At 69.9% G+C, this 22,921-nt stretch carries 25 protein-coding genes and 2 pseudogenes; 15 read left to right on the top strand and 12 right to left on the bottom strand.

The features are described 5' to 3' along the window. The first annotated feature begins 5 nt into the window (after nt 1–5). Complete coding sequence (locus ACFWFZ_RS33775; protein ID WP_387127757.1) at nt 6–875, top strand: alpha/beta fold hydrolase; 870 nt, start codon at nt 6–8, stop codon at nt 873–875. Between the two features lie 667 nt (nt 876–1,542). Here the strand turns inward: ACFWFZ_RS33775 and ACFWFZ_RS33770 are convergent. The 4 genes from ACFWFZ_RS33770 to ACFWFZ_RS33755 form a co-directional block, all read right to left on the bottom strand. After that, the gene (locus ACFWFZ_RS33770; RefSeq protein WP_387127755.1) at nt 1,543–3,468 is read right to left on the bottom strand and encodes a multicopper oxidase family protein; all 1,926 of its coding nucleotides are present in this window, start codon (nt 3,466–3,468) and stop codon (nt 1,543–1,545) included. A 697-nt stretch (nt 3,469–4,165) separates the two neighbouring features. Then, the gene (locus ACFWFZ_RS33765) at nt 4,166–4,444 is read right to left on the bottom strand and encodes a hypothetical protein (protein WP_387127753.1); all 279 of its coding nucleotides are present in this window, start codon (nt 4,442–4,444) and stop codon (nt 4,166–4,168) included. Then, nucleotides 4,441–4,809, bottom strand: coding sequence for a hypothetical protein (locus ACFWFZ_RS33760; RefSeq protein WP_387127751.1), 369 nt, complete (start codon nt 4,807–4,809; stop codon nt 4,441–4,443). The genes ACFWFZ_RS33765 and ACFWFZ_RS33760 overlap by 4 nt, the downstream gene beginning before the upstream one ends. Continuing rightward, on the bottom strand, nt 4,806–5,072 hold the full coding sequence (locus ACFWFZ_RS33755) for a hypothetical protein (RefSeq protein WP_387127749.1): 267 nt from the start codon (nt 5,070–5,072) through the stop codon (nt 4,806–4,808). The genes ACFWFZ_RS33760 and ACFWFZ_RS33755 overlap by 4 nt, the downstream gene beginning before the upstream one ends. 433 nt (nt 5,073–5,505) lie before the next feature. On the opposite strand from ACFWFZ_RS33755, the gene ACFWFZ_RS33750 reads away from it, so the two are divergent. Together ACFWFZ_RS33750 and ACFWFZ_RS33745 are read left to right on the top strand one after the other, a co-directional pair. Continuing rightward, nucleotides 5,506–5,787: a hypothetical protein gene (locus ACFWFZ_RS33750; protein ID WP_387127747.1), complete on the top strand. Its 282-nt coding sequence runs from the start codon at nt 5,506–5,508 to the stop codon at nt 5,785–5,787. 80 nt (nt 5,788–5,867) lie between these two features. Then, nucleotides 5,868–6,488, top strand: a complete 621-nt coding sequence (locus ACFWFZ_RS33745) for a restriction endonuclease (protein ID WP_387127745.1) — start codon at nt 5,868–5,870, stop codon at nt 6,486–6,488. Between the two features lie 210 nt (nt 6,489–6,698). Here the strand turns inward: ACFWFZ_RS33745 and ACFWFZ_RS33740 are convergent. Next, nucleotides 6,699–6,890: pseudogene (locus ACFWFZ_RS33740) on the bottom strand (site-specific integrase); the annotation flags it as partial. Nucleotides 6,891–7,330: 440 nt separating this feature from the next. On the opposite strand from ACFWFZ_RS33740, the gene ACFWFZ_RS33735 reads away from it, so the two are divergent. From ACFWFZ_RS33735 to ACFWFZ_RS33725, 3 genes are all read left to right on the top strand, one after another. Further along, a complete protein-coding gene (locus tag ACFWFZ_RS33735) occupies nt 7,331–8,605 on the top strand; it encodes an ice-binding family protein (RefSeq protein WP_387127768.1) in 1,275 nt (424 codons plus the stop codon). A 112-nt stretch (nt 8,606–8,717) separates the two neighbouring features. Further along, nucleotides 8,718–9,458: a DUF5819 family protein gene (locus tag ACFWFZ_RS33730; RefSeq protein ID WP_387127743.1), complete on the top strand. Its 741-nt coding sequence runs from the start codon at nt 8,718–8,720 to the stop codon at nt 9,456–9,458. Further along, complete coding sequence (locus tag ACFWFZ_RS33725; protein ID WP_387127740.1) at nt 9,448–10,668, top strand: HTTM domain-containing protein; 1,221 nt, start codon at nt 9,448–9,450, stop codon at nt 10,666–10,668. Before ACFWFZ_RS33730 ends, ACFWFZ_RS33725 begins: the two co-directional genes overlap by 11 nt. Before the next feature lie 197 nt (nt 10,669–10,865). On the opposite strand, the gene ACFWFZ_RS33720 is transcribed toward ACFWFZ_RS33725, so the two are convergent. Continuing rightward, entirely contained in the window at nt 10,866–11,141 is a 276-nt protein-coding gene (locus ACFWFZ_RS33720; protein ID WP_387127737.1) for an isoamylase early set domain-containing protein, read from the bottom strand. A gap of 205 nt (nt 11,142–11,346) precedes the next feature. Between ACFWFZ_RS33720 and ACFWFZ_RS33715 the strand changes: the two genes are divergently transcribed. Beyond that, the gene (locus tag ACFWFZ_RS33715) at nt 11,347–11,547 is read left to right on the top strand and encodes a hypothetical protein (protein ID WP_387127735.1); all 201 of its coding nucleotides are present in this window, start codon (nt 11,347–11,349) and stop codon (nt 11,545–11,547) included. 290 nt (nt 11,548–11,837) lie between these two features. Here ACFWFZ_RS33715 and ACFWFZ_RS33710 read toward each other — a convergent pair. Both ACFWFZ_RS33710 and ACFWFZ_RS33705 read right to left on the bottom strand, forming a co-directional pair. Continuing rightward, nucleotides 11,838–12,640 (bottom strand): annotated as a pseudogene (locus tag ACFWFZ_RS33710) (DUF5753 domain-containing protein). A gap of 322 nt (nt 12,641–12,962) precedes the next feature. After that, nucleotides 12,963–13,472, bottom strand: a complete 510-nt coding sequence (locus ACFWFZ_RS33705) for a DUF5994 family protein (protein ID WP_387127733.1) — start codon at nt 13,470–13,472, stop codon at nt 12,963–12,965. A gap of 279 nt (nt 13,473–13,751) precedes the next feature. Here ACFWFZ_RS33705 and ACFWFZ_RS33700 point away from each other — a divergent pair, with 279 nt between their 5' ends. From ACFWFZ_RS33700 to ACFWFZ_RS33680, 5 genes are all read left to right on the top strand, one after another. Further along, complete coding sequence (locus tag ACFWFZ_RS33700; protein WP_387127731.1) at nt 13,752–14,351, top strand: DUF5994 family protein; 600 nt, start codon at nt 13,752–13,754, stop codon at nt 14,349–14,351. A gap of 5 nt (nt 14,352–14,356) precedes the next feature. Continuing rightward, entirely contained in the window at nt 14,357–14,545 is a 189-nt protein-coding gene (locus ACFWFZ_RS33695) for a hypothetical protein (RefSeq protein WP_387127728.1), read from the top strand. A 95-nt stretch (nt 14,546–14,640) separates the two neighbouring features. Next, nucleotides 14,641–14,910: a hypothetical protein gene (locus ACFWFZ_RS33690; protein ID WP_387127725.1), complete on the top strand. Its 270-nt coding sequence runs from the start codon at nt 14,641–14,643 to the stop codon at nt 14,908–14,910. Between the two features lie 56 nt (nt 14,911–14,966). Continuing rightward, nucleotides 14,967–15,251: a hypothetical protein gene (locus tag ACFWFZ_RS33685; protein ID WP_387127723.1), complete on the top strand. Its 285-nt coding sequence runs from the start codon at nt 14,967–14,969 to the stop codon at nt 15,249–15,251. A gap of 177 nt (nt 15,252–15,428) precedes the next feature. Further along, nucleotides 15,429–16,628, top strand: coding sequence for a PP2C family protein-serine/threonine phosphatase (locus tag ACFWFZ_RS33680; RefSeq protein ID WP_387127720.1), 1,200 nt, complete (start codon nt 15,429–15,431; stop codon nt 16,626–16,628). 268 nt (nt 16,629–16,896) lie between these two features. Here the strand turns inward: ACFWFZ_RS33680 and ACFWFZ_RS33675 are convergent, their stop codons facing one another. Further along, nucleotides 16,897–17,580, bottom strand: coding sequence for a response regulator (locus tag ACFWFZ_RS33675; protein ID WP_387127717.1), 684 nt, complete (start codon nt 17,578–17,580; stop codon nt 16,897–16,899). Continuing rightward, entirely contained in the window at nt 17,577–18,704 is a 1,128-nt protein-coding gene (locus tag ACFWFZ_RS33670; protein ID WP_387127715.1) for a sensor histidine kinase, read from the bottom strand. The genes ACFWFZ_RS33675 and ACFWFZ_RS33670 overlap by 4 nt, the downstream gene beginning before the upstream one ends. 197 nt (nt 18,705–18,901) lie before the next feature. Between ACFWFZ_RS33670 and ACFWFZ_RS33665 the strand changes: the two genes are divergently transcribed. Then, nucleotides 18,902–19,324 carry a DUF6223 family protein gene (locus ACFWFZ_RS33665; protein ID WP_387127713.1) on the top strand — a complete coding sequence of 141 codons (423 nt, stop codon included), beginning with the start codon at nt 18,902–18,904 and terminating at the stop codon, nt 19,322–19,324. Between the two features lie 70 nt (nt 19,325–19,394). Here ACFWFZ_RS33665 and ACFWFZ_RS33660 read toward each other — a convergent pair whose 3' ends face one another. Together ACFWFZ_RS33660 and ACFWFZ_RS33655 are read right to left on the bottom strand one after the other, a co-directional pair. Continuing rightward, complete coding sequence (locus tag ACFWFZ_RS33660; protein WP_387127710.1) at nt 19,395–20,348, bottom strand: sigma-70 family RNA polymerase sigma factor; 954 nt, start codon at nt 20,346–20,348, stop codon at nt 19,395–19,397. 18 nt (nt 20,349–20,366) lie between these two features. Further along, entirely contained in the window at nt 20,367–21,593 is a 1,227-nt protein-coding gene (locus ACFWFZ_RS33655) for an NAD(P)/FAD-dependent oxidoreductase (RefSeq protein WP_387127707.1), read from the bottom strand. Between the two features lie 221 nt (nt 21,594–21,814). Between ACFWFZ_RS33655 and ACFWFZ_RS33650 the strand changes: the two genes are divergently transcribed. After that, nucleotides 21,815–22,399 (top strand): hypothetical protein, encoded by a 585-nt coding sequence (locus ACFWFZ_RS33650; RefSeq protein WP_387127705.1) that lies wholly within the window; start codon nt 21,815–21,817, stop codon nt 22,397–22,399. A gap of 172 nt (nt 22,400–22,571) precedes the next feature. Next, nucleotides 22,572–22,754 (top strand): hypothetical protein, encoded by a 183-nt coding sequence (locus tag ACFWFZ_RS33645; protein WP_387127703.1) that lies wholly within the window; start codon nt 22,572–22,574, stop codon nt 22,752–22,754. Nucleotides 22,755–22,921 lie beyond the last annotated feature (167 nt).

The following is a 22,921-nucleotide window of genomic DNA, read 5'->3' as shown; positions in this document are numbered from 1 at the left end:
CACAGATGCAACCAACGTTCGTACTGGTCCACGGAGCCTTCGCGAACTCCTTCTCCTTCGCCCCCCTTCAGGCGGAACTCGGCCTCCTCGGGTACCGCTCGGTCGCCGTCGACCTGCCCGGCCACGGTTTCCAGGCGACCTTCACCCGCTCCTACCAGTCGCCTCAGGACCCCGAGGGGCTCGCCACCGCGCCCGGCTCGATCAAGGGGGTCACGCTCGCCGACAACGCCGCGCACCTGATCGGCATCCTCGAACGGGCCCAGCGGAACGGCCCCGTGATCCTCGTCGCCCACAGCCGCGGCGGTGTCACGGTCACGGCCGCGGCCAACGCCCGCCCGGATCTCATCGACCGCATCGTCTATGTCTCTGCCTGGTGCCCCGTCGACCTCGACGTCAACGACTACTACGCCGAGCCGGAGATGGCCACGGTCGACCCGGGTGCCTTCGCTTCGGCGCTGGCCGCGAACCCGGCCGACCTCGGACTGCTCCGCGTCAACTTCCGCACCGCGGACCCGAACTCGCTCACAGCGCTAAAGGCGGCCTTCCTCGCCGACGGCACCGACGAGCAGTTCCTCGCCTTCCTGAACACCTTCCAGCCCGACGAGAACCTGGACGCCGGCGGCTCCGCCGACCGCGCGCAGGCCGCGACCTGGGGCCGCATCCCCAAGACCTACATCCGCCTGGCCGACGACACGAGCCTGCCTCTCGCCCTACAGGACCGCCTGATCCGCGAGGGCGACGAGCTGACGCCGGACAACCCGTACGACGTCCGCACACTGGAGGGCAGCCACCTCAAGTGGCTGGTCGACCCGGCCCCGGCAGCCCGCATCCTGGGCGAACTCGCCACGCTCCCGGCCCCGTCCGATCAGGCGTGATCCGAATGGCATGAGCGGATCGGTGGTGGAGGGACGAGGAACGACGCGCCCATGCGGGGCGCACCCCCGACCGCCCCCGCGCTGAGATCGGATGCCGCTACCGGGTGACAGCCTTCGCCGAGGCCGTCACCCGGCCCCCGCGCCGCTCCATGGACGTTGGCAGCGTAGGCGGTCCCACACAGTGGCCACGGCGGTCGCCGCCCCAGTGGCAGTGATTCCCAAGCTTATGGCGCGGGTTCGATTCCCGTCATCCGCTCTTGAGAGAAGGCCCAGGTCAGCGACCTGGGCCTTCGTCGTTGTCTAGACCTGACTGGTAGACGCGCACCACTTGCGCACCACATCCTCCCCGTCAGGCCCGCTCGGCGGCCTTCTGACGAGCCGCTTGCACCATCCCGTCAAGGCCGGCCGCCACCTCTTTCTGCCTCTCGTGATCAGAGTGTTGGTGGATCAACGCGGCCTTCTCGGAGGACCGGCCGGCCCGCACCATCGCGTCCTTCAGCGTCGCCCCGGACCTGATGGAGAGGGTGTGCCCGGTGTGATGAAGGTCGTAGAACCCACGAAGAGCAGGCCGTCCGACCGCCGACGCGGGCACCCACGACGAGGCCCGCGCACTCCATGCTCGCCTTGGCCGACGCGGGCCGCCGAAGACACCACGGGCGCTGACCTGTCAGCGGCCCTTCTTTCGCCTGCCTCCGATCTGGTAGGGCCGCATCATCTCGTTGTCCTCGTGCTCGACGATGTGGCAGTGCCAGACGAAGCGACCAGGGTGGTCGAACCGGGCCTTCACCCGGGTGATTTCTCCCGGGTAGGCGATCACGGTGTCCTTGAAGCCACGCTCCCAGCTCTCCGGCGGAACGGATGCCCCGTTGAACGGCTGCCGGTCAACCACCTCGAACGCCACCTCGTGGATGTGGATCGGGTGGGCGTCCACAGTGAAGTTGTGCAGCTCCCACGTTTCGGTCGCGTTCAGCCTCGGGTTCTCCGTGACCGGGTCGGCCCAGCCGAGCAACACCGGATTGCCGGCGGAGTCGACCGTCCCGAGCATGGCCTGGACCGGCGTGCCCGGCGGAACCAGGGGATTGCTGGAGTTCACCTCGTTGAGGGAGAGCCGTCGGGTGACGCTCGCCGCGCCGAGCGGCCTGATCCTGGGCAGCCGGAGCCGATCCGGTAGGACGCTCGCATCTTCGCCCACCAGCGGGCCGACCACGAATTTCATCACCTGCCCGGTGGTGGCCGGATCCGCCACAGGGAAGTCCACGCCTGGTTCGCCCCGGCCGAAGGGTTCGTCCGCGCCCTCGTTGATGAGGTACAGCTCGGTGCCTTCCGCGATCCCGGTGAAGTCGACGATCACGTCGGCCCGCTCCGCGTTGGCCAACAGCAGCCGTTCCAGCTGCACCGGTTCGGGCAGGAATCCGCCTTCGTTGCCGATCTGCCAGAACGGAACGGCCGAACGGGCCGGCCGGACGATCGGACTGTCCGCGATCTTCAGGATCAGGAACCGGGCATTGCATCCATTGAGCAAGCGCAGCCGGTAGCGGCGCGGTTCGACCTCGAACTTCGGCCATGTCCGGCCGTTGACCACCATCGTGTTGGCGAAGAATTCGGGGTTCCAGATGGGAGGTACATCGGTGGTGGGAACGTACGGGCCCGCGAACCCGTCGAAGAATTCCCGGCTCGTGGGGTAGAACAGCGAGCCGTCCGAGTTGAACGACCTGTCCTGGATGGCCAGGGGGATCTCGTGGTACCGGGTGCCCGGCGCATCACCGGAGGCGGGCGCCGGTCCGGGCAGAACCCCCTCGGGCAGGTCGCACTCGCCGCCGCGCAGCAGGTAGAACCCTGCGGGTCCGGCGTAGACGTTGAGCCGGGTCATCCCCAGGGTGTGGTCGTGGAACCAGAGGGCCGACGCCCGCTGGTCGTTGGCGTACTGAAAGGTCGCTGTACCCGGCTCCCACTTCAGGCCGTGCGCTTCGGCGAACTTCTCCCTGAACTCGTCGTAGAACGAGCCCACGGTGGCGAATCCAGCGGGAATGTTGTTCGCGCGCGGCAAGTACCACGCCTCGGTGTAGCCGTCGCTCTCCTCGGTGGAATGCCCACCGTGCAGATGAGTGACGAGCGGCACGGGTCCGGTGTACGGACCCGGCGTCGACGTGAACGTCGGCCGGGAATCGCGCCCGGACTTGCCACCCGGCGGATTCGCCCAGTGCAGGGTGGGATCGACCGCCAGCAAGTGCGGGAGGAAACCGCCTTGGCTGTCGACGAGATCGTTCACCCAGGTGACCCGGACAGGCCGGTCGGCCTTGGCCTCGATGGTGAACGAGGGGTAGTTGAAGGTGGTTTTGTCCTCGAGCGAGCCGTACCCCCACACGGTGGTGGACGGCAGAGTGGGCGGCAGTACCTGCTGGCTGAACTGCCGGACGCCGATGACGTACGTGTCGATGCCGTGCCGCTGCGGGTGGCGCGCCTTCGGCATCACCGGCGGGATCACCAGATTGGTGACGTATTTCGGAATGGTCGTTGGGTCCAGGGTGGGGACTGGGAATGTACGGGCAGACCCGGCCCCCGGGGCCACCGCGGTCCCGTTCGGGAGTGCCACCGCCCCATTGGGTGCCGGAAGGACCAGGGTCGCCCCACCAACGGCCCCGGCTACGAGAAGTTCTCTTCGCGCGATCAATTCTCCCGCTTTCCACAACCCGAGGGCGCCGATCGATTCGTCACCGAATGTTACCGTTTAAGTCACGGTGAGCGACGGCGTGATGTCCGGCGTGTCCTCGAACCGCCGGAGCCAACGGCGTGCGGGTGACAACCGGCGGAGTACCGGCAAAAAAGCCGTTGGCGGCACACGGCTCGTCCAGCAATCGGAAATGCCAACGGTGATGAACCCGCGGGCTACAGGTTCGCGCTCCTGATCACGTTCGAGACGAAGAGGTCATGCCAGACGCGCACCAGGTCGTGCAGGGACCACCTACCTCATCGACGCGCGCCAAGGGTTTTCTCACGTCGGACTCAGGGGCCGTGCCACAACGTGCCAGTAGGGGCGGTAAACAGCGGTCGGCAAAGGATCCGACACGGCAACGCGACCCGCGTCTCTCGCAGTCGTTTTCGCAGGTCAGCAGCCATACGCACCCCCAAGTGCAGGGTGGTTCCCAAGTTTATAGCGCGGGTTCGATTCCCGTCATCCGCTCTTGCAAGAAGGCCCATTTCAGCGAGCTGGGCCTTCTTCGTTGCGCGGACCTCTCCAGGCGTTCCGCACCACTTGCGCACCCTCTCCGTACCACCCGCCCCTTCTCGCGTCAGAGCAGGTGCGGCGGCGGTACGACCAGGACCACGGCCAGGAGGCGCGGCCTCATCCGCGGGAGCGCCTGGGTCTCGAACCACCCGCCGGAGGGGAGCATGTGACGCCGAACCGTTCCAGGGGTGGGGTCGCCGAGTTCGGACGGGGCGACGCCAAGGTTGGCCAGTTCGATGATCTGGTCGGCGACGGCCTTCACTTCGTCGCGCACAATTTTCGGGTAGCTCGCCTCGTCCTCGGCGTGGAAGGCGTACTCCCACACCCAACGGTCATCGGTCACCGGGCGTCCTCGCCGGCGGTACGGAGACCGGCCTCGGCGGCGGCGGAGTTGCGGATGCGGCTGATCTCGCCGGCGATGTCCCGAGCCTCGCCAAGGCCGGTGACCTCTCCGGCGCGGGCCTCCAGCGCGCGAAGCCGGGCGGCGGTCTCCGGGTGTCGGGCAATGGCCACCTCGACGGCCCATGCCTCCGTGAAGGCGCGGAGGGGAATGGCGCAAACGTCGGCACGCGCGCGGGCGGTGCTGGCCGCGCGGTCCCGGTCGAAGTCGGCCAGCAGCTGCGGGGCCACCTGGGCGAGGGCGGCGCGGATCGCTTCGGGCTGGGCGGGCGGCTGCGGGATGGCGGACGGCTGGGGCGCGGTGCTCATGCGGCTTCGCTCCTCTCCTCCTGGTCAAGTTCGCCCGCACGGTAGGCGTTGGCGAGGGTGGTGACGTACTGGCGGGACCAGCCGACGCGGCGGCCTGCCGCAGCTTTCTGCCCGTAGCGGTCGGCGGAGCCGATCCGGCCGACCGTGCGATTGAGGTGCGCCTGCGCCCGCGCAAGGGCCTGCTCGGCCCGGCGGACGGCCTTGAGGGCATCGTCCAGGTCGGCCTTCTCGTCGCCGGTCAGGGGGTCGCTCGCAGCTCGCACAGCCCGAGCATAAACCGTCGTCCGCCCTTGACACTATGGCGCCACCCGGAAGAGCGGTCGCGGTAGGAACGCGTACCGTCGGCGCCGGTGGACAAGGGCCTCCACGTGCCCCAACATCCCGAGGCGCAGCCCGTGTGACCTGCACCATGAACGAGCCCACCGGTCGCGGATTCGCCACCACAAGCCGAGCCGGCAACCACTCTCCCAGGCAGGCCGGTTGACGTGGCGCGCACAGCCAGGCCGCCCCGACGACACTCTGCGCCACCCCCCCATCGCACCGGGAGGGCAGGGGTTGGCGATTCAGCAGGCGTTCACCAATGGTGACCGTCGGGTGACGTGTTGTCAGTGGCAGCTGCTTTCATAGGCCAGTTGCGCAGGGAAGCGCAACGCGACCACCGAGGGGGATGCACCTGTGCCCTGGATCAATACGTACGTGAAGTCGGACGGCACCACGGTCAGCGGGCATCTCCGGCTTCCGCCGGGGGCTCGCCGGGAAACCGCGCTGCTGGGCCTGATCGTCGCCGGGGTCTTCATCTTCGGCAACAGCTCCACAACGGCTGGGGCGGGCACAGCGCCAGGACAGGAGTTACCCCGACCGCAGTCGACGTCGATCTATCCGATCAAGTGGCCGGCGTGGGAGAACCAGCCGGCACCTCGGCCGGAGCCGACGGTCTCCTATCCGATCGTCTTCCCCGGCACGGCGAGCGGCCGGTGACCCGCCGCCCACCCGCAAGGCGGCGCAAGCGCGGCAGCAGCGCCCGACGTCGCAAGAGCACCGGCTCGCAGGAGCTGTGGATGCTCGGCTTGGCGGCCGCAGTGGCCTTCAGCATGATCACGGCACTCCTGTCATGGCTGGCCGCCCATCCCTGGGTCTTGGCCTTGATCTTGGTCGCCGCAGTCGGTGCCGGCTGGCTGTGGCTGCGGCGGCGCCAGGAAGCAGCCCGATGGGAGCGGGTCCGGGCACAGGGGCTGCGTTACGCCGTCGAGCACCTCGACGCGCTGCACTACAACGACTTCGAGTTCGCCATACGGGACCTCATGCACCGCGATGGCTGTTCCGACGCTCAGAAGGTCGGCGGGCGGGGCGACAACGGCGCGGACGTGAAGGCCACCGACCCCTACGGCCGCCGCTGGGTCATCCAGTGCAAGCACCGCAAGGCCGGCTGGTCCGGATCCGCGGTCGGCACCCCCGACCTCCAGGTCCTCAACGGCACCGGCCGCCAGGTTCACGGTGGCGACGTTCTGGTCATGCTCACCAACGGCCGCTTCTCCGGACCCGCACGTGCCTTCGCCGAGTCCCAGCACCTCCACCTCGTCGACCGCCACCTCCTCGCCCAGTGGGCCAGCGGATCCCGCCCCCTGTGGGAGCTCCTCCGCGCTGTCCCACCACCCCGCAGGCCTACTTCTCTCTCCTGACCACAGGGAAGGGACCAGGCACGGCGTGCCCGGCCCCGTCAGGGGGACCTCCTGGGCCATCTCCGGAACCAGCGTCCTCTCGTAGGCGGCGACTGCTGCATCGCCACCGTGCGCTCATTCCAGGCCGGTGGCTTCAAGGTGGGCGTGCTCATGAATCCACGGTGCGCCGCCGCCACCCGAGGAAGGCCGCGATAAGCCGGGGCCGCGTCAAGCCTTCAGCAGCCGGTAGGGACTTGGCGACGGTCGTGGCCCCGATGGCGGCCAGGCGCTCGGCCCGCCGGGTCCGCACGGTCGGCGGGTGATCCCATCGAGGTCGAGGTCGCCGAAGCCGGGGAGGACGTGCAGGCGCAGGAGCCGGCGGTACAGCCCGTCCGTGGTGGCGGCGAGGCCTCGCTCGTCCACGCACTTGCAGCACGTACTCCTTGCTTGTTGTCCTGGGCGGTCCGCAGCGAGGGCACCCGACAGCACCGCCAGAGCCGCGCGAATTGACGACGAACCGGCCGCCACGCCCGCCCCTGCGGGTTAGCGAGATCACCTGACTGGCGGCACATCCCCGTGTGCGGCGGTTGGATCTATGTGGGCAGGTGTGCGGCGCTGCCTCTTGCGAGTTAACCGAGCCCTGCCCATTCGGGGGCAATGTCGGATGATCGACAGTGCGAGTCTGATTATTTTCAGCGCGATTTCAGCCATGGAATGCGTTTATATTCATCCCCCCCTCCCCGCCTTACTCATTGCTGGTGCGCGAAATTTCCTGCGTAATATGCGGCAGCGACACACCAGGGCTTTCCGGGCAAACGGTAGGGCCCGGTACGCCACGGCCCCCCACAGGAAATGGCCTCTTGATGAAGCTGAAAATCCAGGCGGCTCGGCGCCGCACTCTGTCCGGCTGGCTGTCCTCGGCCGTCGCCGTCACGGTTGCCGCTGTAATGGTCGCCGGACTGCCGACGCAGGCAATGGCCATCGCGACACCCGTACCGCTGGGCACCACCGCCAGCTACTCCGTCCTGGCAGGTCAGGGAGTCACGAACACCGGCCCCTCAGTGCTCGACCACGACCTCGGGACGCACCCGAACCCGGCGATCACCGGGTTCCCGCCCGGACTGGTGCTCGGCGCAGTGCACGCCGCGGACGCTGCGGCCGCTCAGGCCAAGAGCGATCTGGTCGTGGCGTACAACCAGGCGGCCGGCCAGTTGGGCGGCCAGGCACCGGACTTCGTGCTCGCGGCAGGGATCGGCGGGGGCCAGGAGCTGCTTCCCGGCGTCCACAGGGCCACGTCCGGTGTCGGACTCACCGGCGACCTGGTACTGAACGCCGGGGGAAACCCCAATTCGGTCTGGGTGTTCCAGATTCCTGAAGCCCTGACCACGGCATCCAGCAGCCGGATCCTCCTGACGAACGGCGCTTCGCCGTGCAACGTGTTCTGGCAGATCGGGAGTTCGGCGACCCTCGGCACCACCTCCACCTTTGTCGGCACCATCATGGCTCTGACCTCCATCTTCGTGAACCAGGGGGCGAACATCGAGGGCCGGGCGCTGGCCCGTAACGGCGAGGTGACGCTCAACAACAACAGGATCTTCCTCGGCGGCTGCGCCACCGGCGGAACGACGACCGGCACCACCACCGGAACGACCGCGGGAACGACCACCGGAACGACGACCGGTACGACGGCCGGAACGCCGACCGCCGGCACGACGACCGGTACGACCGTGGGTCTGATCGGTGGTGGCCTCCTGGGCGGACCGATCGTCGACCTCGTGTCCGGCGGCACCTCGGGGAACATCGCCGGCAACACCTCCGGAAACACCGCGGGCAACACGGCCGGGAACACGGCCGGTGGGAACACCACCGGGGGGAACACCACCGGCGGGACCATCACCGGTGGGAACGTCACCGGCGGGCACGGCGGTCAGCCCGGCGGCCCTGACCACGGCGGCCCGGGCCATGGCGGGCCGGACCACGGTGGCGGCGTGGAGCACCACGGGCCGGAGCACGGCGGCCCGGGCAACGGGCACGACGAGGGACCCGGTAAGCCGGGCCACGACCACGAGCACGGCCACGACGGGAAGCCCGGCGACCACTTCGGCTACGGCAAGAAGCCCGCGGGCCACGAGGGCTAGGCAGCAGGCTGCACGAAGCCCGTTCATCGAGTGACGGCGCGCGGCGGAATCCTCATCGAATCCGCCGCGCGCCGTCGGTGAGAGTCGCAGAGACCTCAGGCGATCAGCAGACATGAGAAAGACCGGGTGGGCGGTGTCGAGCGGAATTGAATCTGCGGACGTGAAGGAACTCCATCAGTCTGATTCCGGTCCGGTCCCCCGGCAGCGTCATGACGAAGCGGTCAGACCCGGTAAGTCACCCATGGGCGTTCGTACGGTGAAAGCAGGGCTGCACACCGCCGTAGCCCTCTGCCTGCTGACGGCTCTGGTCCATGTCGTCATGGTGTTCCTTCATGTGGCCCCCTCCAACCCCGTATCGAAGCGGTACAGCTCGCAGGTCAACGGATGGGTGTTCCCGCTCTTCGAGCAGAACTGGCGGCTCTTCGCCCCGGACCCCGACTCCTTCAACCGAAAGATCCTGGCGAGAACCGCACACACCGACTCCAAAGGATCGGTGCAGGTAACCCCCTGGTTCGACCTGGCTGCCGTTGACCATTCCGCAGTCGACCACAGCGCGTTTCCGAGCCACACGTCCCAGAACCTTCTGCGCCGCGCCTGGACCTCCTACGTCGAGACACACGGGGGAAGCGACACAGCACGCTCGGAGCGGGCCGTGATGCTGCAGACGTACCTGCGCAACATCGCCGCGGACCGCGTCGCCGCCCACAACGACGGCGGCGCTTTCGACTTCGTTCAGCTCCGGGTCGTCACACTGCCCGTCGCTGCGCCCGGCGCACCGGCCGGAAACCGCCCGCCGGCACCCATCGAGGACCGGCTCCTGCCCTGGTGGAAGGTGACCTCCCATGGGAAATGAGCAGATCCCCCAGCCCTCTTCCACGGCGGCCACGCCGCACCTGCCTGCGGCCCAGGAGACGTCGATCGCCGGTACGGCCCACCGCTGGCTCCTCGACCGGATCGGCGGTCTGTGGGTGCTTCTCACCGACCGGCCGATCTCCCTCTACGCCGCGTCGGTTCTGCGCATCGGCTACGGGCTGCTCTACCTGGTCTTCCTGCTGCGCGAGTTCCCGCACCGTGACGAGATCTGGGGCCCCGGCTCCCCCTGGACACCCGCGCTGGCGCAACAGCTCTTCGACCAGACCGGCTGGAACAGCATCCTGATCCTGTCCGACAGCCGCGCCTACTTCGAGCTCTGCTACGTGACGGCCCTCGTCACGTCCGCGCTGTTCATGCTGGGCTGGCGGACCCGCGCCATGTCCGTCCTCTTCGCGGTCGTGGTGACCTCCTTCCATGCCAGGTCGATCTTCATGACGGACGGGGGCGACAACCTGATCCTGCTGATGGCCCTCTACCTCGTCCTCACCGCGTGCGGTCGGCGCTGGTCGCTGGACGCACGCCGAGAGCGGCTCAGGACAGCCCGCGCGGGCAACGCGCCGGCACCCGTGGGGAGCCTGTACGCACAGCAACTCCGGTCCGCTCGCATCACCTTGACCACGGTGGTGCACAACTGCGGCATCCTCGTCATCGCGGCACAGGTCTGCTTCCTCTACGGATCAGCCGGCCTGTACAAGATCCAGGGCTCTACCTGGGGCGGCGGCACCGCTCTCCACTACGCCCTGAACCTCGAACTCTTCCAGCCCTGGCCCGCACTCTCCCACCTCGTGGACGAGTACCCGATGGTGATCGCGATCGCCAGCTACGTGACGGTGCTCCTGCAGGTCGCCTTCCCCTTCGTGCTCTTCGGCCGGCTCAAGTACCCCGTTCTGACCGTGCTGCTGGGCATGCACATCGGCATCGCGGTGCTCCTGGGGCTGCCCCTCTTCTCCGGCGCGATGATCGTTGCGGACGCCGTCTTCCTTCCCGACCGCTTCTACGCCTTCCTGCCTCACCTGTGGCGACGCGCAGCACAGCGCACAGGGATGCGGCGACCGGCACCCGGCCGAGCAGCGGGATCCGGAACCGTACCTCCGCAGGGCAGGGCCTACGTACCCGGCACCGAGCATCGAGCCGCCCCTGCACAGAAGGACACCACGCCGGCCACCGGGCTCGCGTCCGAGCAGAGCTGAGCAGAGCTGAGCAGCCATGCGGACCGCCGAATGATCGGTATGCCAGGCAGCATCTGGCCTGCGCGGGCGACGGCGGCCCGCGTGACGCCGGGCCCGGAGTCAGGGGCCGTCACACACCTGCCGCCTTGGGAGTGCGGGCCGGGACACGTCTCGGCGGTCAACGGCGCGGGCGTTGCCAGATCCCCGCGTCTGGTCCATCAGGTGTGCAGACGGCTGTTGGGGCCCTCCTGATCGCCGGCGCTCTCGTCGTTGAACCAGTAGTCACCGGCGGCCAGGTACCGGAACGAATGCGTGCTCTCGCTCGGCAGCTCGACCGTGACGGACCGCTTGCCGTCCTTGCGCGGCCGCAGGGTGTGGGCACCCGGCTGCCAGTCGTTGAAGTCGCCCACCACGCTGACGGCGCCGGGCGGGGTGTCGGCGGGCAGGACGAAGGTGACTTCCGTGCGGTCCTTGTACAGCGTTCGCTCCAGCATGAAACGGGCTCCTGACAGCAGGGGGCGGGTGGGAATCGCGCCCATCCTCGGCACCGATCGGCCGGCGCGCCTCCCGACGCCGCCACATCGGGGACGGGCGTCACCCGCGTGCCTCGCTTCGCAGTCGAAATGATGCAGACCGTAACGGGGCATGTCAGCGTCGTCCGAGAGGAATCCGTACCCCACGCATCAAGGAGTCACCGTCATGGGCGGTACGCAGGACAAGCCCAAAGCGCCGGGCAAGGGCAGCGAAGCGCAGGAGCACCATCGCTCCGGAGACCCCGCTCACCCCCAGCCGGGCAAGTCATCCCGCAAGCAGGGCCAGAAGCAGAGCCAGAAGGAGACCTCGCGCCGCCGCGAGGACGACCTGCTGCGCGAAGAGGACCTGCACGACGAGAACCTCTGACCAGAACACACGCGCACACTCCCAGGGCCCGGCCGACGGTCCGCAGTCACCCGGCCGGGCCCTGTCACATACCGCCCGACTGAGGCCTGCCCATGGCAGGCAGGGGCTGGAGCCCGATCAACGACACATGCCGTCCGGTCCGCCGTTCGGCGGCTGAGCCCCAGGACACGTCGTCCGAGGGCTCAGTGGCCGGTGGCGTTCGCTCGCGTGGTCACAAACCCGCTCGCCGGCGGTCCGGCTTGAACGGGGCAGCCGACTCGGCGCCCGAACGGGCTTGTATCGCACGGCGCTCACCGGCTCGGCAGGGTCAGCGCGCGGACATCTGGCGGTGATTCCGGGCCGGTGTACACCTTGATGACTTCCTCGACAAAACTCCGGGTACCGTCCGGGCTCAGCGCCCGGGCCTGCAAGTGCGCGTACATGTCGCTGTAGCGTCGCACGTCGGATCGTTTTTCCAGATAGAGGTCGCTGGTGAACCTCTCCAGATACACCACGCTGCCATCGGTGGCCTCGGCGAAATCGAGCAGCGTGAACTGTCCCGAGACCCCCGGGTGCGCACCCACATCGTGAGGGAGAACCTGCATGGTGATGTGCGGCTCGGCGCTGAGGTGGGTCAGATGCTCCAGCTGTTCGCGCATGACCTCGCGGCTGCCCACGACGCGCCACAGCGCCGACGCGTCCAGCACGACCCATAAGCGCATCGGACTACCCGGGGTGCGCAGCCGGTCCTGGCGCCGCATCCGTACCTTGAGGCGTGTGGCGGCCTGTTCGGCAGTGGCGTGAGGGATCGTTCCTGCGATGACCGCCCGAGCGTAGGCGGGGGTCTGCAGCAGGCCGGGGATCACCAGAGGCTCGTAGCACCGGACCGCGGCCGCCTCGGTCTCCAGGCCGATGTAGGCGGCGTACGGGATGTCGTCGTAGGTGTTCCACCAGCCCTGCCGACCCGATTCCCTGGCCATCTGCATCAGACCCTCAACACGCCGCTGATCCCGGACTCCGTACAGAGATCTCGCACATCGCGTGGCCTGATGATGCGACGGCCGTTCTCCAGCAGACTGATCTTGGGCTGGGAAATCAACAGGCGCGCCGCCACCTACTGCGTCGTCATACCGCTGATCTCCCGGAGCCGACGTAGCTCCGACCCCAGTCGGCGCCTGCTGACAGTGGGATTGACAGTGACACCCACGGGGCGCATACCTCCACTCCGAGAACCTTGCGCTGGCGAGAAGACTGCCACGGCCAGGGCAGCCGGATCCGCCTTGGCTCCACGTCATGCACGGTGATTCGCGCCGGGCGCAGAGCGACCCGGACGTCGTTTTGCATCTCACCCGGCCGACCATATTTTTCGGTTGCAATAAATGAATGACGGGGATCGCCCGGCCGGAGCGCGGTGTTCAGTGCGTCTCGGTGCGCCTTCAGCCGGATGTCGCTGCCGGTCCAGGACTCGTGTCTGTCGGGACAGGTGTGGTGGCGATGAGGATCTGAGCGGCCTGCGTGATGTTGTCGGCGCGGACGGCGCGGGCCATCGCTTCCCGGGCGGCGTCGGCGGCGGTGTCCGGGGGGACCACCAGCAGGGCGAAGTGGTCGTTGTGGCCGCGCGTGATGAGCACGGTGCCGTCGCCGACCGGGTCGGAGTCGAGGTGCACGACCTGGCCGTCGACGACCAGGCGGGTGGGGAGGGCGTTCCAGGCGGCCGCGTCCACGCCGACCCGGGTGATGGGCCCGAGGTGCTCGGTCAACGCGCTGATCAGCGCGGGCAGCTCGGCCTCGATGTCGTGTGTGCGCGGCCACCACGCACCGTCGAGGGGCCCCTCCCGGGACCGCGTGGTCTCCAGCCGCAGCACGGCAGCGCCGGGCTGGATCGCATGATGGATCGCGTCCGGCAGGAGCATCGGGGGCGTGCGGGGGGTCTCGGAGTCCGCCATGTGGGTCACCCGTCCAGGGGCTGCGGCCGTACTGCGTCGCAGGTGGGCACCGATACCGTTCGGACGACGTCCGCAGACCGGTGCTCCTATCACCGTACTCCCGCCGCCCCCACCCCCGCCTGCCGGAAAACACCTGGCCAGAAGGCCCGAACCAAGCCGAACAGGCGTACCCTGAAAGCACCGGGAGTTCTTCGCACACCGGCTTCCACGCGGGTGTCGTTTCCGGTGATCGCCTAAAAACCGGGCTGCCGACGGGCAGTCCGGGGGCAGGTCCACACCATGACCACCACCCTCGACCGGACCGCGCCCCGCGACCTCGCCGCAGAGTCCCCGGCTCGCTTGTCCCTCACCCCGAAAACCACGCTTCTCGGCCAGTTGGACGGCGCCTGGTGGCCCTACTCCCGCGACCTCGAAGCCGAGCTGCCACCGCTCGTCGCCGCCCTGGAGGAACCCTGGGGCCGCGTCACCCGCGTCACCGTGAATCCCGCCCGGTGGCCCGTCGTACCGCACACGGTCGCCGTGGACGGGCGTGTGCTGCACGTGGGGTGGTTCACCGAACAGGACCCCGACAAGCTGATCCTGCTCTCCTACACCGTCGGCCGCTGGGACCTCCTCGTCGTCCCGCCCGAGACCGCACCCGCGGCTGCGGCCCGCCTGATGACCGCCGCGGCGATCCCGGGCAGCGTCCTGACCGCCGGCGTCCTGATGGCCAACGAATCCGTCATCGGACGCGGCGCCCGCGACGCGCGCAGCCGGGAAGCCGCCTGGGAGGGCGAGGGCGGGGCCTGCATGTCCCCCTTCGGGGAGCCGTTCGGACGAAGCTTCGGGGAGCCGTTCGGACGAAGCGCCCTCCCGCTGTCCGCGAACGGCTGGAGGTGAGTTCCGTGGGGACCCTCGTCCTCATCGCGGCGATCGTCCTCATGATCGGCGTCGGAATGAGCTGGATCCATCTGCTCAACGCTCAGCACGACGCCCGGATCACGGCCTACCGCTTCGGCGCCCCCCTGCCGAGGCCTCCCGGCCTGCCGGACGACACCGGTCGTCGAGCCCGCCACACGGATGCCGACCGGTGAGGAACAGACCTTCCTCCGACCGGGGGCAGCGGCCGGGGCGCCACGGCGCCCCGGCCTGCCGGCCTCACGCCCGCCCCGAAGGGAACCACGCCCACGTGACGTACATCGAGAGCCAGACACCGCCGTCGCTCGGGCTCGCCGAGGTCCGGATCATCGCGCACACGCCCGAAGCCGCCCGAGCAGTCGCGGAAGCGCTCCGCCGCTGTTTCGCAGGAACGGAACAGCGCAGCTACCCGGCCCTCGACGGCAACACCCGCCTCCACCTCACCGTGGACACGGCGACACCCGCCGGCCCCGCCCGCTCCTGGCTGGCCACCAGCAGGACCCCGGGCGGCACCACCGCCGTCCACTCCGACGAGATCTGAGAGGCCCTGACCGGACAGGCCCCGGCCCCCACCCCCGCACGCGAAAGGATGCAGTCATGGCCACGCTGCGCGAACGCAGGACCTACCGCGAACAGGTGCTCCGGGTCCTGTACGAAGCCGTCGAAGGCAACCGCCTCCTCGGCATCACCGGAGCACAGCTGCGGCGCGACCTGCACGTACCGGAACAGGACCTGGCCGCCGCCTGTACCTACCTGGCGGGCGAAGGACTGATCACCGTCGACTGGGAGCCCGGCAACACACCCGCGATGGTCACCCTCACCCACGAGGGAATCAGGCACATGGAGGCCGAGGAGGAAGGGACGGCCACGGGCCCGGCCTGATCCGAAGGACACGCCACGGGACCTCCGCGGCGCCGGCGCCGACCCACCGGGGAATCCGGGTCGTGGAGCCCGCCGGGCGGGGAAGCTGTGTGGCGTGCCCGGTCGCCGGGGCGCATCCTGGAGGCCATCCGCCCGTGCAGCCGGACGCCGACCCGCCGTCCGGTTGGAGGCAACAGGATGACCGTCGGAGGCCCCGTGGACCCGGACCGCTCGGAGAGCTTCGGGGAGGAACTGCTCGGGATGCTCCTGGACCGGGCGCACGAGCTGCCTCCCCATCTGGTCGGCCCGCTGGTTGCGGAGACCCTGGCCCGGATGGGGAGCCGCACACCACAGATCCTGCTCCAGGACTACGGACAGCAACAGCTGGTCCCCCTGCCCGCCGACGGCGCGGCCGCCGGGGATCCGCAGCCCATCGACGGGTCCGAAGCCGGCCGGTGCTTCCTGGAGTCGCGCTCCGTCGAGGTCCCGACGGCCGACGGCGTTCGGGTCCATCTGCCCCTGCTGGACGGCGGCGACCAGGTGGGGGTCATGTCGGTCACCCTGGATGGGATCGACGACGACGCCCGCCGCCTCCTGCGCAGGATCGCGGGCCTGGCGGCCGACCTGCTCCAGACCAAGAACGGCTACACCGACCTCTTCTTCCGCACCCGCCGCAACAAACCGATGAGCGTCGCAGCGGAGATCCAGTGGTCCCTGCTGCCCCCGCTGTCGATGGTGATGCCGCACGTCGCGGTCGCCGGAGTCCTGGAGCCCGCCTACGCCGTGGCGGGGGACAGCTTCGACTACGCCCTGAACCGCGACGTCCTGCACCTGGCCATGGTCGACGCCATGGGGCACGGCCTGGACGCGGCCACGATGGCCACGGTGGCCATCGGCGCGTACCGCCACGCCCGCCGGATCAGCATCGAACTGTCCGAGATCTACCTCTTCATGGACCGGGCCGTCGCCGAGCAGTTCGACCCGGACCACTTCGTGACCGCCCAGATGATGCGCCTGGACACGGACACGGGGCGTCTCCAGTGGGTCAACGCAGGGCACCCCGCGCCGATACTGATCCGCGCGCACCGCGTCATACGCCGTCTGGACAGCCCCACGACCCTCCCCGTCGGCTTCGGAGGAGCCCAGCCGCAGGTCAGCACGGTGGCGCTGGAGCCGGGCGACCGCGTCCTGTGCTTCACCGACGGCCTGGTCGAAGAACACGAGAGCGGGCAGGAACTGTTCGGCGAGGAGCAGCTGATCGACTGGGTGAACCAGCTGGAGCAGGCCGACCACGGGATCCGCACGGTGGCCAGGGACCTGTCCCACACCCTCAAGAAGGCACGCGGCGACACCACCTCGGACGACGCGACGCTTCTCATGTTCGAATGGCGTGGATGACGGAAGGCCGTGCCACATCGTGCCCGTAGCGGCGGTGAACAGCGGTCCCCGCGCATCCCGTTGCCCGTGTGCCTGCGTACCCATGGCGGCAGCCCTGCGCTGTCCGCGGCCCTTCGGGGCCGGCCTGCCCGGCTTGAGCGCACGGGCCCGTTCCCTCAGGTCCTGACGACCTCCTTCCTCAGCGGGCCCCTTCCCGTACGCCGCATCACGCGCGCCCACGCCCGGCGAGGCGCCGTGCCGGGCGCCGCGACCCGGTGAACCTTGGCGGTCACAGCACCAGGGGTGGCGAGCTGCGGGGGATGACCAGGCCGGATTCGTAGGCGAGGACCACGAGCTGGGCGCGGTCGCGGGCGCGGAGTTTGGTCATGGCCCGGTTGACGTGGGTCTTCGCGGTCAGTGGGCTGATCACCATGCGCGCCGCGATCTCGTCGTTGGACAGGCCGTGCGCGACCAGGGCGACGGCCTCGCGTTCGCGGCCGGTCAGCTCCTCCAGAGGCTTGCCGGTGCCGCTGGAGGTGGGGGGCGGCTGGGTGACGTACCGGTTGATCAGCTTGCGGGTGATCGAGGGTGAGAGGAGGGCGTCGCCGCGCGCTGCGACGCGTACGGCGTGCAGGAAGTCGTCCGGGAGGATGTCCTTGACGAGGAATCCGGCGGCGCCGGCACGGAGGGCGTTGAAGACGTGTTCGTCCAGGCCGTAGTTGGTCAGGATGACGACGTGCATCGCGGCGAGGGCGGGGTCGGCTGCGATGCGCCGGGTCGTCTCGATGCCGTCGAGGACCGGCATCTGGATGTCGATGAGTGCGATGTCGGGCAGGTGGACTCCGGCGAGTTCCAGGCCTTCCTGACCGTTGGCGGCTTCGGCCACGACCTCGATGTCGTCTTCGAGGTCGAGGAACGCGCGGAATCCGCTGCGGATGAGCGGCTGGTCGTCGATCAGCAGGACACGGATCACGATGCTCTCTCCACGGGGAGTTCGGCCTGGACGGTGAAGCCGCCCCCGCTCCTCGGTTCGGCGCGGAGCCGGCCGCCGAGGGCGGTGACGCGTTCGCGCATCCCGAGGAGCCCGATGCCGGGCTGCGGCGCGCTGTCCGGGGTGGCTTTGCCGTCGTCGTCGATGCGGACGGCGAGGGTGTCCGGCCGGTAGTCGATGTGGACCGATGCCGTGCCGGCGTCCGCGTGACGGGCGATGTTGGTCAGCGATTCCTGCACGACCCGGTAGGCGGTCCTGCCCACCGCGGTTGGCACGTCGTGTCGCCGGCCCTCGATCGTCAGCGTCGTCGCCAGGCCGCTCTTGGCGGCTCGCTCGACGAGTTCGGTGACGTGATCGAGCCCGTGCGGCGGGGTGGTGTCGTCGTCGCGCAGCGCCTCCAGGGTCGCGCGGAGCTCCCGGGACGCCTCCCGGCCGGCCTCCCGGATGGCCAGGAGGGCCTCCGGGACCGATTCGCCGCGCTTACGGGCCACGTGGACGGCGGCTTCGGACTGCACCTTGATGACCGAGATCTGGTGGGTGAGCGAATCGTGAAGCTCCCGGGCGATGTGCAGCCTCTCTTCGTCGGCGCGGCGCCGCGCGGTCTCCTCGCGGGTGCGCTCGGCTTCGTCGGCCCGCTGTTCGGCCTGGCGCAGAGCTTCGCCGGCGGCGCCGGCGGCGATGAGCCAGGCGATCTGGAGGGCGCCCCGGGCCTGCGCGAACGCCTCGCCCGTGTCGTGCAGGCCCGATACGAGAGCCGCGAGGGGGAGAGAGGCCAGCACGGCCACGCTCACCGCCACCGTGACGATGCGGTGTCCCGCTCGCACGGCCGCGTACACCGCGAAGAGGAACGCGACGGCGGCCACGTCGAACCCTGCCGCCTGGTACCCCACCGCGCACAGCCCGGTGACCGCGAGGACGGCCACCGGAGCCCGGCGGCCGGCGGCCAGCGCCAGGCCGCCCACCGCCAACAGCCCATAGCCGAGCAAATCGGGGCCCGTTGCGGCGCGATGCCCCGACAGACCGGTGACCAGCAGCGCCGCCGCCACGCCTACGGCGATCAGCCAGTCCCTGAGACCCGCCCGAACGCGCAACCGCCTTCTGCTCATGCGCGCACCGTAGCCCGAGGCCGCGGCGGGCGAATCCCGCCCGCGGACGAGCGGCGACTACCACGCACGCAGTAGCTCGGCGGCGCCTGCCGCGCCCGTGGTAGCGCGAAGTGTCCGCGCCTGCTGGACGACCTGCCGGGGGCCCGGCCGACATGCTCGCACCACATCCAGTCCCGGGAAGACAAGGAGCACCCCGTATGTCCGCTCGTCGCCTGTTCGCCGCCTCCGCGACCGCCCTGCTCGCCGGGCCCGGTCTTGCCACACCAGCGGCGGCGCACGCCTCGGCCCAGCCCGTCGCCGCCGCCGTCACCGACTTCGGTATCGGACGGCTCGGCGCCGCCACCGGCGGGCTGCTGGGGCTGGCCGCCGTGGTCGTCGCCGTGCTCGCGCTGACACGACCCGCCGGTCGCCTCGGCACCGCCGGCGGGTCGCTGGGGGCCACAACGGCCTTGGTCGCGGGGCTGATCGCCATGGCCCTCGGCGCTCTGGTCGCGGTCACCGCCGGCGGCGGACTCGGCACCGGCAACGGGCTGGGCGGGGCCTACGTGGCCCTGCTGCTGGGTCTGATCGGCACGGTGCTCGGCCTGCGGGCCCTTTCCCGCTCCCGCCGCACCGGCTGACCCGCCCGGTCGTGCCCTGCCGACGTAGCAGCCGGGCACGTACGCCCGGAGACCTGGTCAGCCGATCCGGTCACCATGCGGCGATGACCGGCGCGTCGGGTTCGTGCTGCCGCCAGGCCTGGTTGAGGCGCGCGAGCCGGACCGCTGCCCCTATGCCGCGCAGGGACACGACCTTGCCGTCACTGACTTCGAACGCCACGGCGCCCACGACCCGCTGGCCGACCACGGCGAGGACGGCCGGGGAGCCGTTGACCGGCACGAAATGGAACACGGGCGAGCCGCCGGCCAGCCGCCGCTTCGCCGGCGTCGGCTTGAAGCCGGCCCGCACGGAGGAGGCAACCTGCTGGGGCGTGGTGTAGCGCAACAGCCGTCTGGCCAAACCGGCGCCGTCCGAGAGTGCCACCACGTCGTCGGTGAGCAGCGCCACCAGCCGTTCGGTGCGCCCCGACGCGGCGGCGGCGAGGAACTCCTCGACGACCCGACGCGCGGAGGCCGGGTCGGCCTCACCGCCTCGGCGGCGCTCGGCGGCAACCCGGATCCGGGCCCGGTGGACGTGCTGCTGGCTCGCCGACTCGGTGATGTCGAGGATCTGGGCCATCTCGGCGTGGCTGTACGAGAAGGCCTCGCGCAGGACGTAGACGGCCCGCTCCACCGGTGACAGTCGCTCCATCAGGGTCAGGACGGCCAAGGTCACCGATTCGCGCTGCTCGAAGGTGTCGGCCGGGCCGAGCATCGGGTCGCCCTGGAGGAGCGGTTCGGGCAGCCATGCGCCGGCCGCTCGCTCGTGGCGCACCTGTGCCGAGCGGAGCCGGTCGAGGCACAGGTTGGTGACGACCTTGGTCAGCCATGCTTCCGGCACGTCGATCCGCTCCCGGTCGGCGGCCTGCCACCGCAGGAACGCGTCCTGCACGGCGTCCTCGGCGTCGGAGGCCGAGCCGAGCAGACGGTACGCGAGCGAGGCCAGCCGGTTCCGGCTGGCCTCGAACCGACCGGTGTCGAAGCCGTCACTGACGGTGCTGTCCACGCGGACCACCCTAGGCGGCTACGCGACCGCTGTGTCAGCGGGGGCGTCCGGCGCGTACGGGACCGCGTGCGCGGCGGACAGATCCGACGCGGCGGCCAGGCGGCGCTTGCGCTTGGGCATGCAGAAGGTCGGGTGCGAGTTGGTCCACAGCGACAGCTTGAGGATGCCCGCCTTGATCCGTGCAGCCTTCCGGCCGCCCATGTACGTCGGCTTCGCCTGCGCTTCGTGGTCGACCATCTGCAGGATCGCGTCCTGCCGCCCGAGGCTGATGTGGTTGCCCGGGTAGTCCAGCCTGACGTGTGCGACCTTGCTGCCGGTGAGGCGTCCCACGATGGCCTTCATGGCCTGCATTCCGGTGTAGCCGGCCGTGGCGCAGGACATCGGCAGCGGCCGGCCGTTGTCGCCGACGGCGTAGACGCTGTCGCCGGCGGCGTAGACGTTCGGGTGCGAGACCGATCGCATGGTGCGGTCCACGACGATCCGGCCGTTCCCGGTGACCTCCAGGCCGGCAGCGGCAGCGATCGGGTCGACCGCGAACCCTGCCGTCCACACGGTCGCGTCGGACGGCAGGGCGGCGCCGTCGGCGCACAGCACCCGTGCCGCTTCGACGGCTTCGACGCAGGTGTGTTCCAGGACGGTGATGCCCAGCCGATCGCAGGCCCGGCGCAGGTGGCCACGGGCTCCGTCGGAGAGCTGGGCGCCCAGCTCGCCGCGGGCGACCAGTGTGAGCGACAGGCCGGGCCGGGATTCGGCGATCTCGGTGGCGGTCTCGATGCCGGTCGGACCGTCGCCGACGACCACCACGTTCCCGCCTTCCCGCAGGCCGCCCAGGCGCTCGCGCAGGCGCAGCGCCGAGGGCCGGGCAGCCACGTCGAAGGCATGCTCGGCCACCCCGGGGACGCGCCGGTCGTCACTGTGGCTGCCGAGCGCGTAGAGAAGCGTGTCGTAGCCGAGTTCCTCGCCGCCGTCGGCGCCGGCCACCGTGACGACCTGGCGCTCGGGGTCGACAGCGGTGACACGCGCCAGGCGCAGCCGTACCCCCGTGCCCGCGAAGATGTCGGCGAGCTTCTGGGTTTCGATCTCCTGGCCGGCCGCGACCTGATGGAGCCGCAGCCGCTCGACGAACTCCGCCGCGGCGTTGACCACGGTGATCTCGGTGTCCGCCGGAGACAGCCGACGGGCCAGGTTCCCGGCCACGTAGGTCCCGGCATAGCCGGCGCCGAGGACGACGATGCGGTGCTTCATGTGATGCTCCTGTCGGTTCGCTCCGCTGGGCTCTCGGTGATGTGAGCGGGACAGGGACCCGATTCCTGACAGGAACCGGATGTGAGCTGAGTCACTGGTCGGTAAAGGTGTCGGCGGACCCGCATACCCACCGGCCGGCGAGCTCCACCCTCCGATCGGCGGGGTGGCGATCCTCCCTCAGGCGTAGCGAAGGGGGCCCAGGGGCTTCCTAGGGTTCCCATATGGAGCACTTGAGCGAATACCTGATGACGCAGAAGATCACCCCACTGGTCAACCGCTACGTGGTCACGGCGCCTGACGGCGGGGAGGTGCTCGCGTTCGCCGAACAGAAGCGGTTCGCGCTCAAGGAGGAGCTGACCCTCTGGAACGGCGAGGACCGGACCCGCGAGCTCGGCGGGTTCAAGGCCCGCCAGGTCGTCGACTTCGGATGCACGTATGACGTCACCCGCGCCGACGGCGAGGTCGTCGGTGCCTTCCGCAAAGACGTCAAGGCCTCGCTCATACGGTCCACCTGGCACCTGAGCCAGGGGGACGGGGCGCCCGCGGTCGGCAAGGAGCGGCGGCTCGGGGTCGCCCTGGCCCGGCGCGGGTGGGAGGTCCTCGACCTCGTCGTCCCGGTCGTCCCGGTGCCGCCCGTGCCGTTCGTCTACCACTTCGACTTCGTGCGGGAAGGGGAGCCCGTCCTGTCCGTCGAACGGAAGTGGGGCATCCGGGACCGCTACGTCATCCGTGTCCAGGATCCCTCGCTCGACCGGGTCCTCGCCCTCTGCATGGCCGTGGGACTGGACGCCCTCCAAGCGCGCTGACCCGCGGACCGGACTGGCCTCCCCGCCGAACGGCGGGGAAGGAAAAGGAAATCCGGCGGGTACAGCCGCATCTGACCCGTCGGTAACTTCGTCTTCGGGCCGCCGCCGGAACGCCTTCCGGTGTTCCGCTACGGGAGGCGGTCCCTGTTGTGAGACGAAAGGTGCAGTACCGATGGACGAGTTCCACCTCGACGCCCGTGTGACCGTTTCCGCCGACCCGGCCGAGACGCAGCTGTCCCCCGCCGCGGGCATCGCCTCGCGCGTCGTCAGCAAGGCGGTCATCAAGCAGACCATCAAGCAGACGATCAAGATGACTGCGGCCTGCGCCGCGGTCCGCACGAACGGCAAGTGCTGACCAAGCCGTCCGTTCACGTCGAGTGGTGGGTCCCCCGGCCGTCGCCGGCCGGGGGACCGGCCCCGAAGCTTCCTAGGTCCTGTCTGGAGTTCCGGCGCGGGAGAAGGAGCGGTGTCTGGTGCCGTCGGATCCAAGGCGGAGGAGGGAGTCGACGCGGAGCGTCGGCG

It is taken from the genome of Streptomyces sp. NPDC060232, from assembly GCF_042726555.1.
In the GTDB taxonomy this organism is placed as follows: domain Bacteria; phylum Actinomycetota; class Actinomycetes; order Streptomycetales; family Streptomycetaceae; genus Streptomyces.
Note: the sequence above shows the minus strand (reverse complement) of the source record. Positions and strands in the feature narration are given on the sequence as shown.

Bases quoted from the DNA above. Each gene is read 5' to 3' on its own strand.
- ACFWFZ_RS33760 (WP_387127751.1), bottom strand. From the start codon at position 4,809: ATGAGCACCGCGCCCCAGCCGTCCGCCATCCCGCAGCCGCCCGCCCAG.
- ACFWFZ_RS33735 (WP_387127768.1), top strand. From the start codon at position 7,331: ATGAAGCTGAAAATCCAGGCGGCTCGGCGCCGCACTCTGTCCGGCTGG.
- ACFWFZ_RS33650 (WP_387127705.1), top strand. From the start codon at position 21,815: ATGGAGCACTTGAGCGAATACCTGATGACGCAGAAGATCACCCCACTG.
- ACFWFZ_RS33715 (WP_387127735.1), top strand. From the start codon at position 11,347: ATGGGCGGTACGCAGGACAAGCCCAAAGCGCCGGGCAAGGGCAGCGAA.
- ACFWFZ_RS33720 (WP_387127737.1), bottom strand. From the start codon at position 11,141: ATGCTGGAGCGAACGCTGTACAAGGACCGCACGGAAGTCACCTTCGTC.
- ACFWFZ_RS33655 (WP_387127707.1), bottom strand. From the start codon at position 21,593: ATGAAGCACCGCATCGTCGTCCTCGGCGCCGGCTATGCCGGGACCTAC.
- ACFWFZ_RS33670 (WP_387127715.1), bottom strand. From the start codon at position 18,704: ATGAGCAGAAGGCGGTTGCGCGTTCGGGCGGGTCTCAGGGACTGGCTG.
- ACFWFZ_RS33685 (WP_387127723.1), top strand. From the start codon at position 14,967: ATGGCCACGCTGCGCGAACGCAGGACCTACCGCGAACAGGTGCTCCGG.
- ACFWFZ_RS33680 (WP_387127720.1), top strand. From the start codon at position 15,429: ATGACCGTCGGAGGCCCCGTGGACCCGGACCGCTCGGAGAGCTTCGGG.
- ACFWFZ_RS33725 (WP_387127740.1), top strand. From the start codon at position 9,448: ATGGGAAATGAGCAGATCCCCCAGCCCTCTTCCACGGCGGCCACGCCG.
- ACFWFZ_RS33645 (WP_387127703.1), top strand. From the start codon at position 22,572: ATGGACGAGTTCCACCTCGACGCCCGTGTGACCGTTTCCGCCGACCCG.
- ACFWFZ_RS33705 (WP_387127733.1), bottom strand. From the start codon at position 13,472: ATGGCGGACTCCGAGACCCCCCGCACGCCCCCGATGCTCCTGCCGGAC.
- ACFWFZ_RS33730 (WP_387127743.1), top strand. From the start codon at position 8,718: ATGAGAAAGACCGGGTGGGCGGTGTCGAGCGGAATTGAATCTGCGGAC.
- ACFWFZ_RS33700 (WP_387127731.1), top strand. From the start codon at position 13,752: ATGACCACCACCCTCGACCGGACCGCGCCCCGCGACCTCGCCGCAGAG.
- ACFWFZ_RS33665 (WP_387127713.1), top strand. From the start codon at position 18,902: ATGTCCGCTCGTCGCCTGTTCGCCGCCTCCGCGACCGCCCTGCTCGCC.
- ACFWFZ_RS33775 (WP_387127757.1), top strand. From the start codon at position 6: ATGCAACCAACGTTCGTACTGGTCCACGGAGCCTTCGCGAACTCCTTC.
- ACFWFZ_RS33745 (WP_387127745.1), top strand. From the start codon at position 5,868: ATGCTCGGCTTGGCGGCCGCAGTGGCCTTCAGCATGATCACGGCACTC.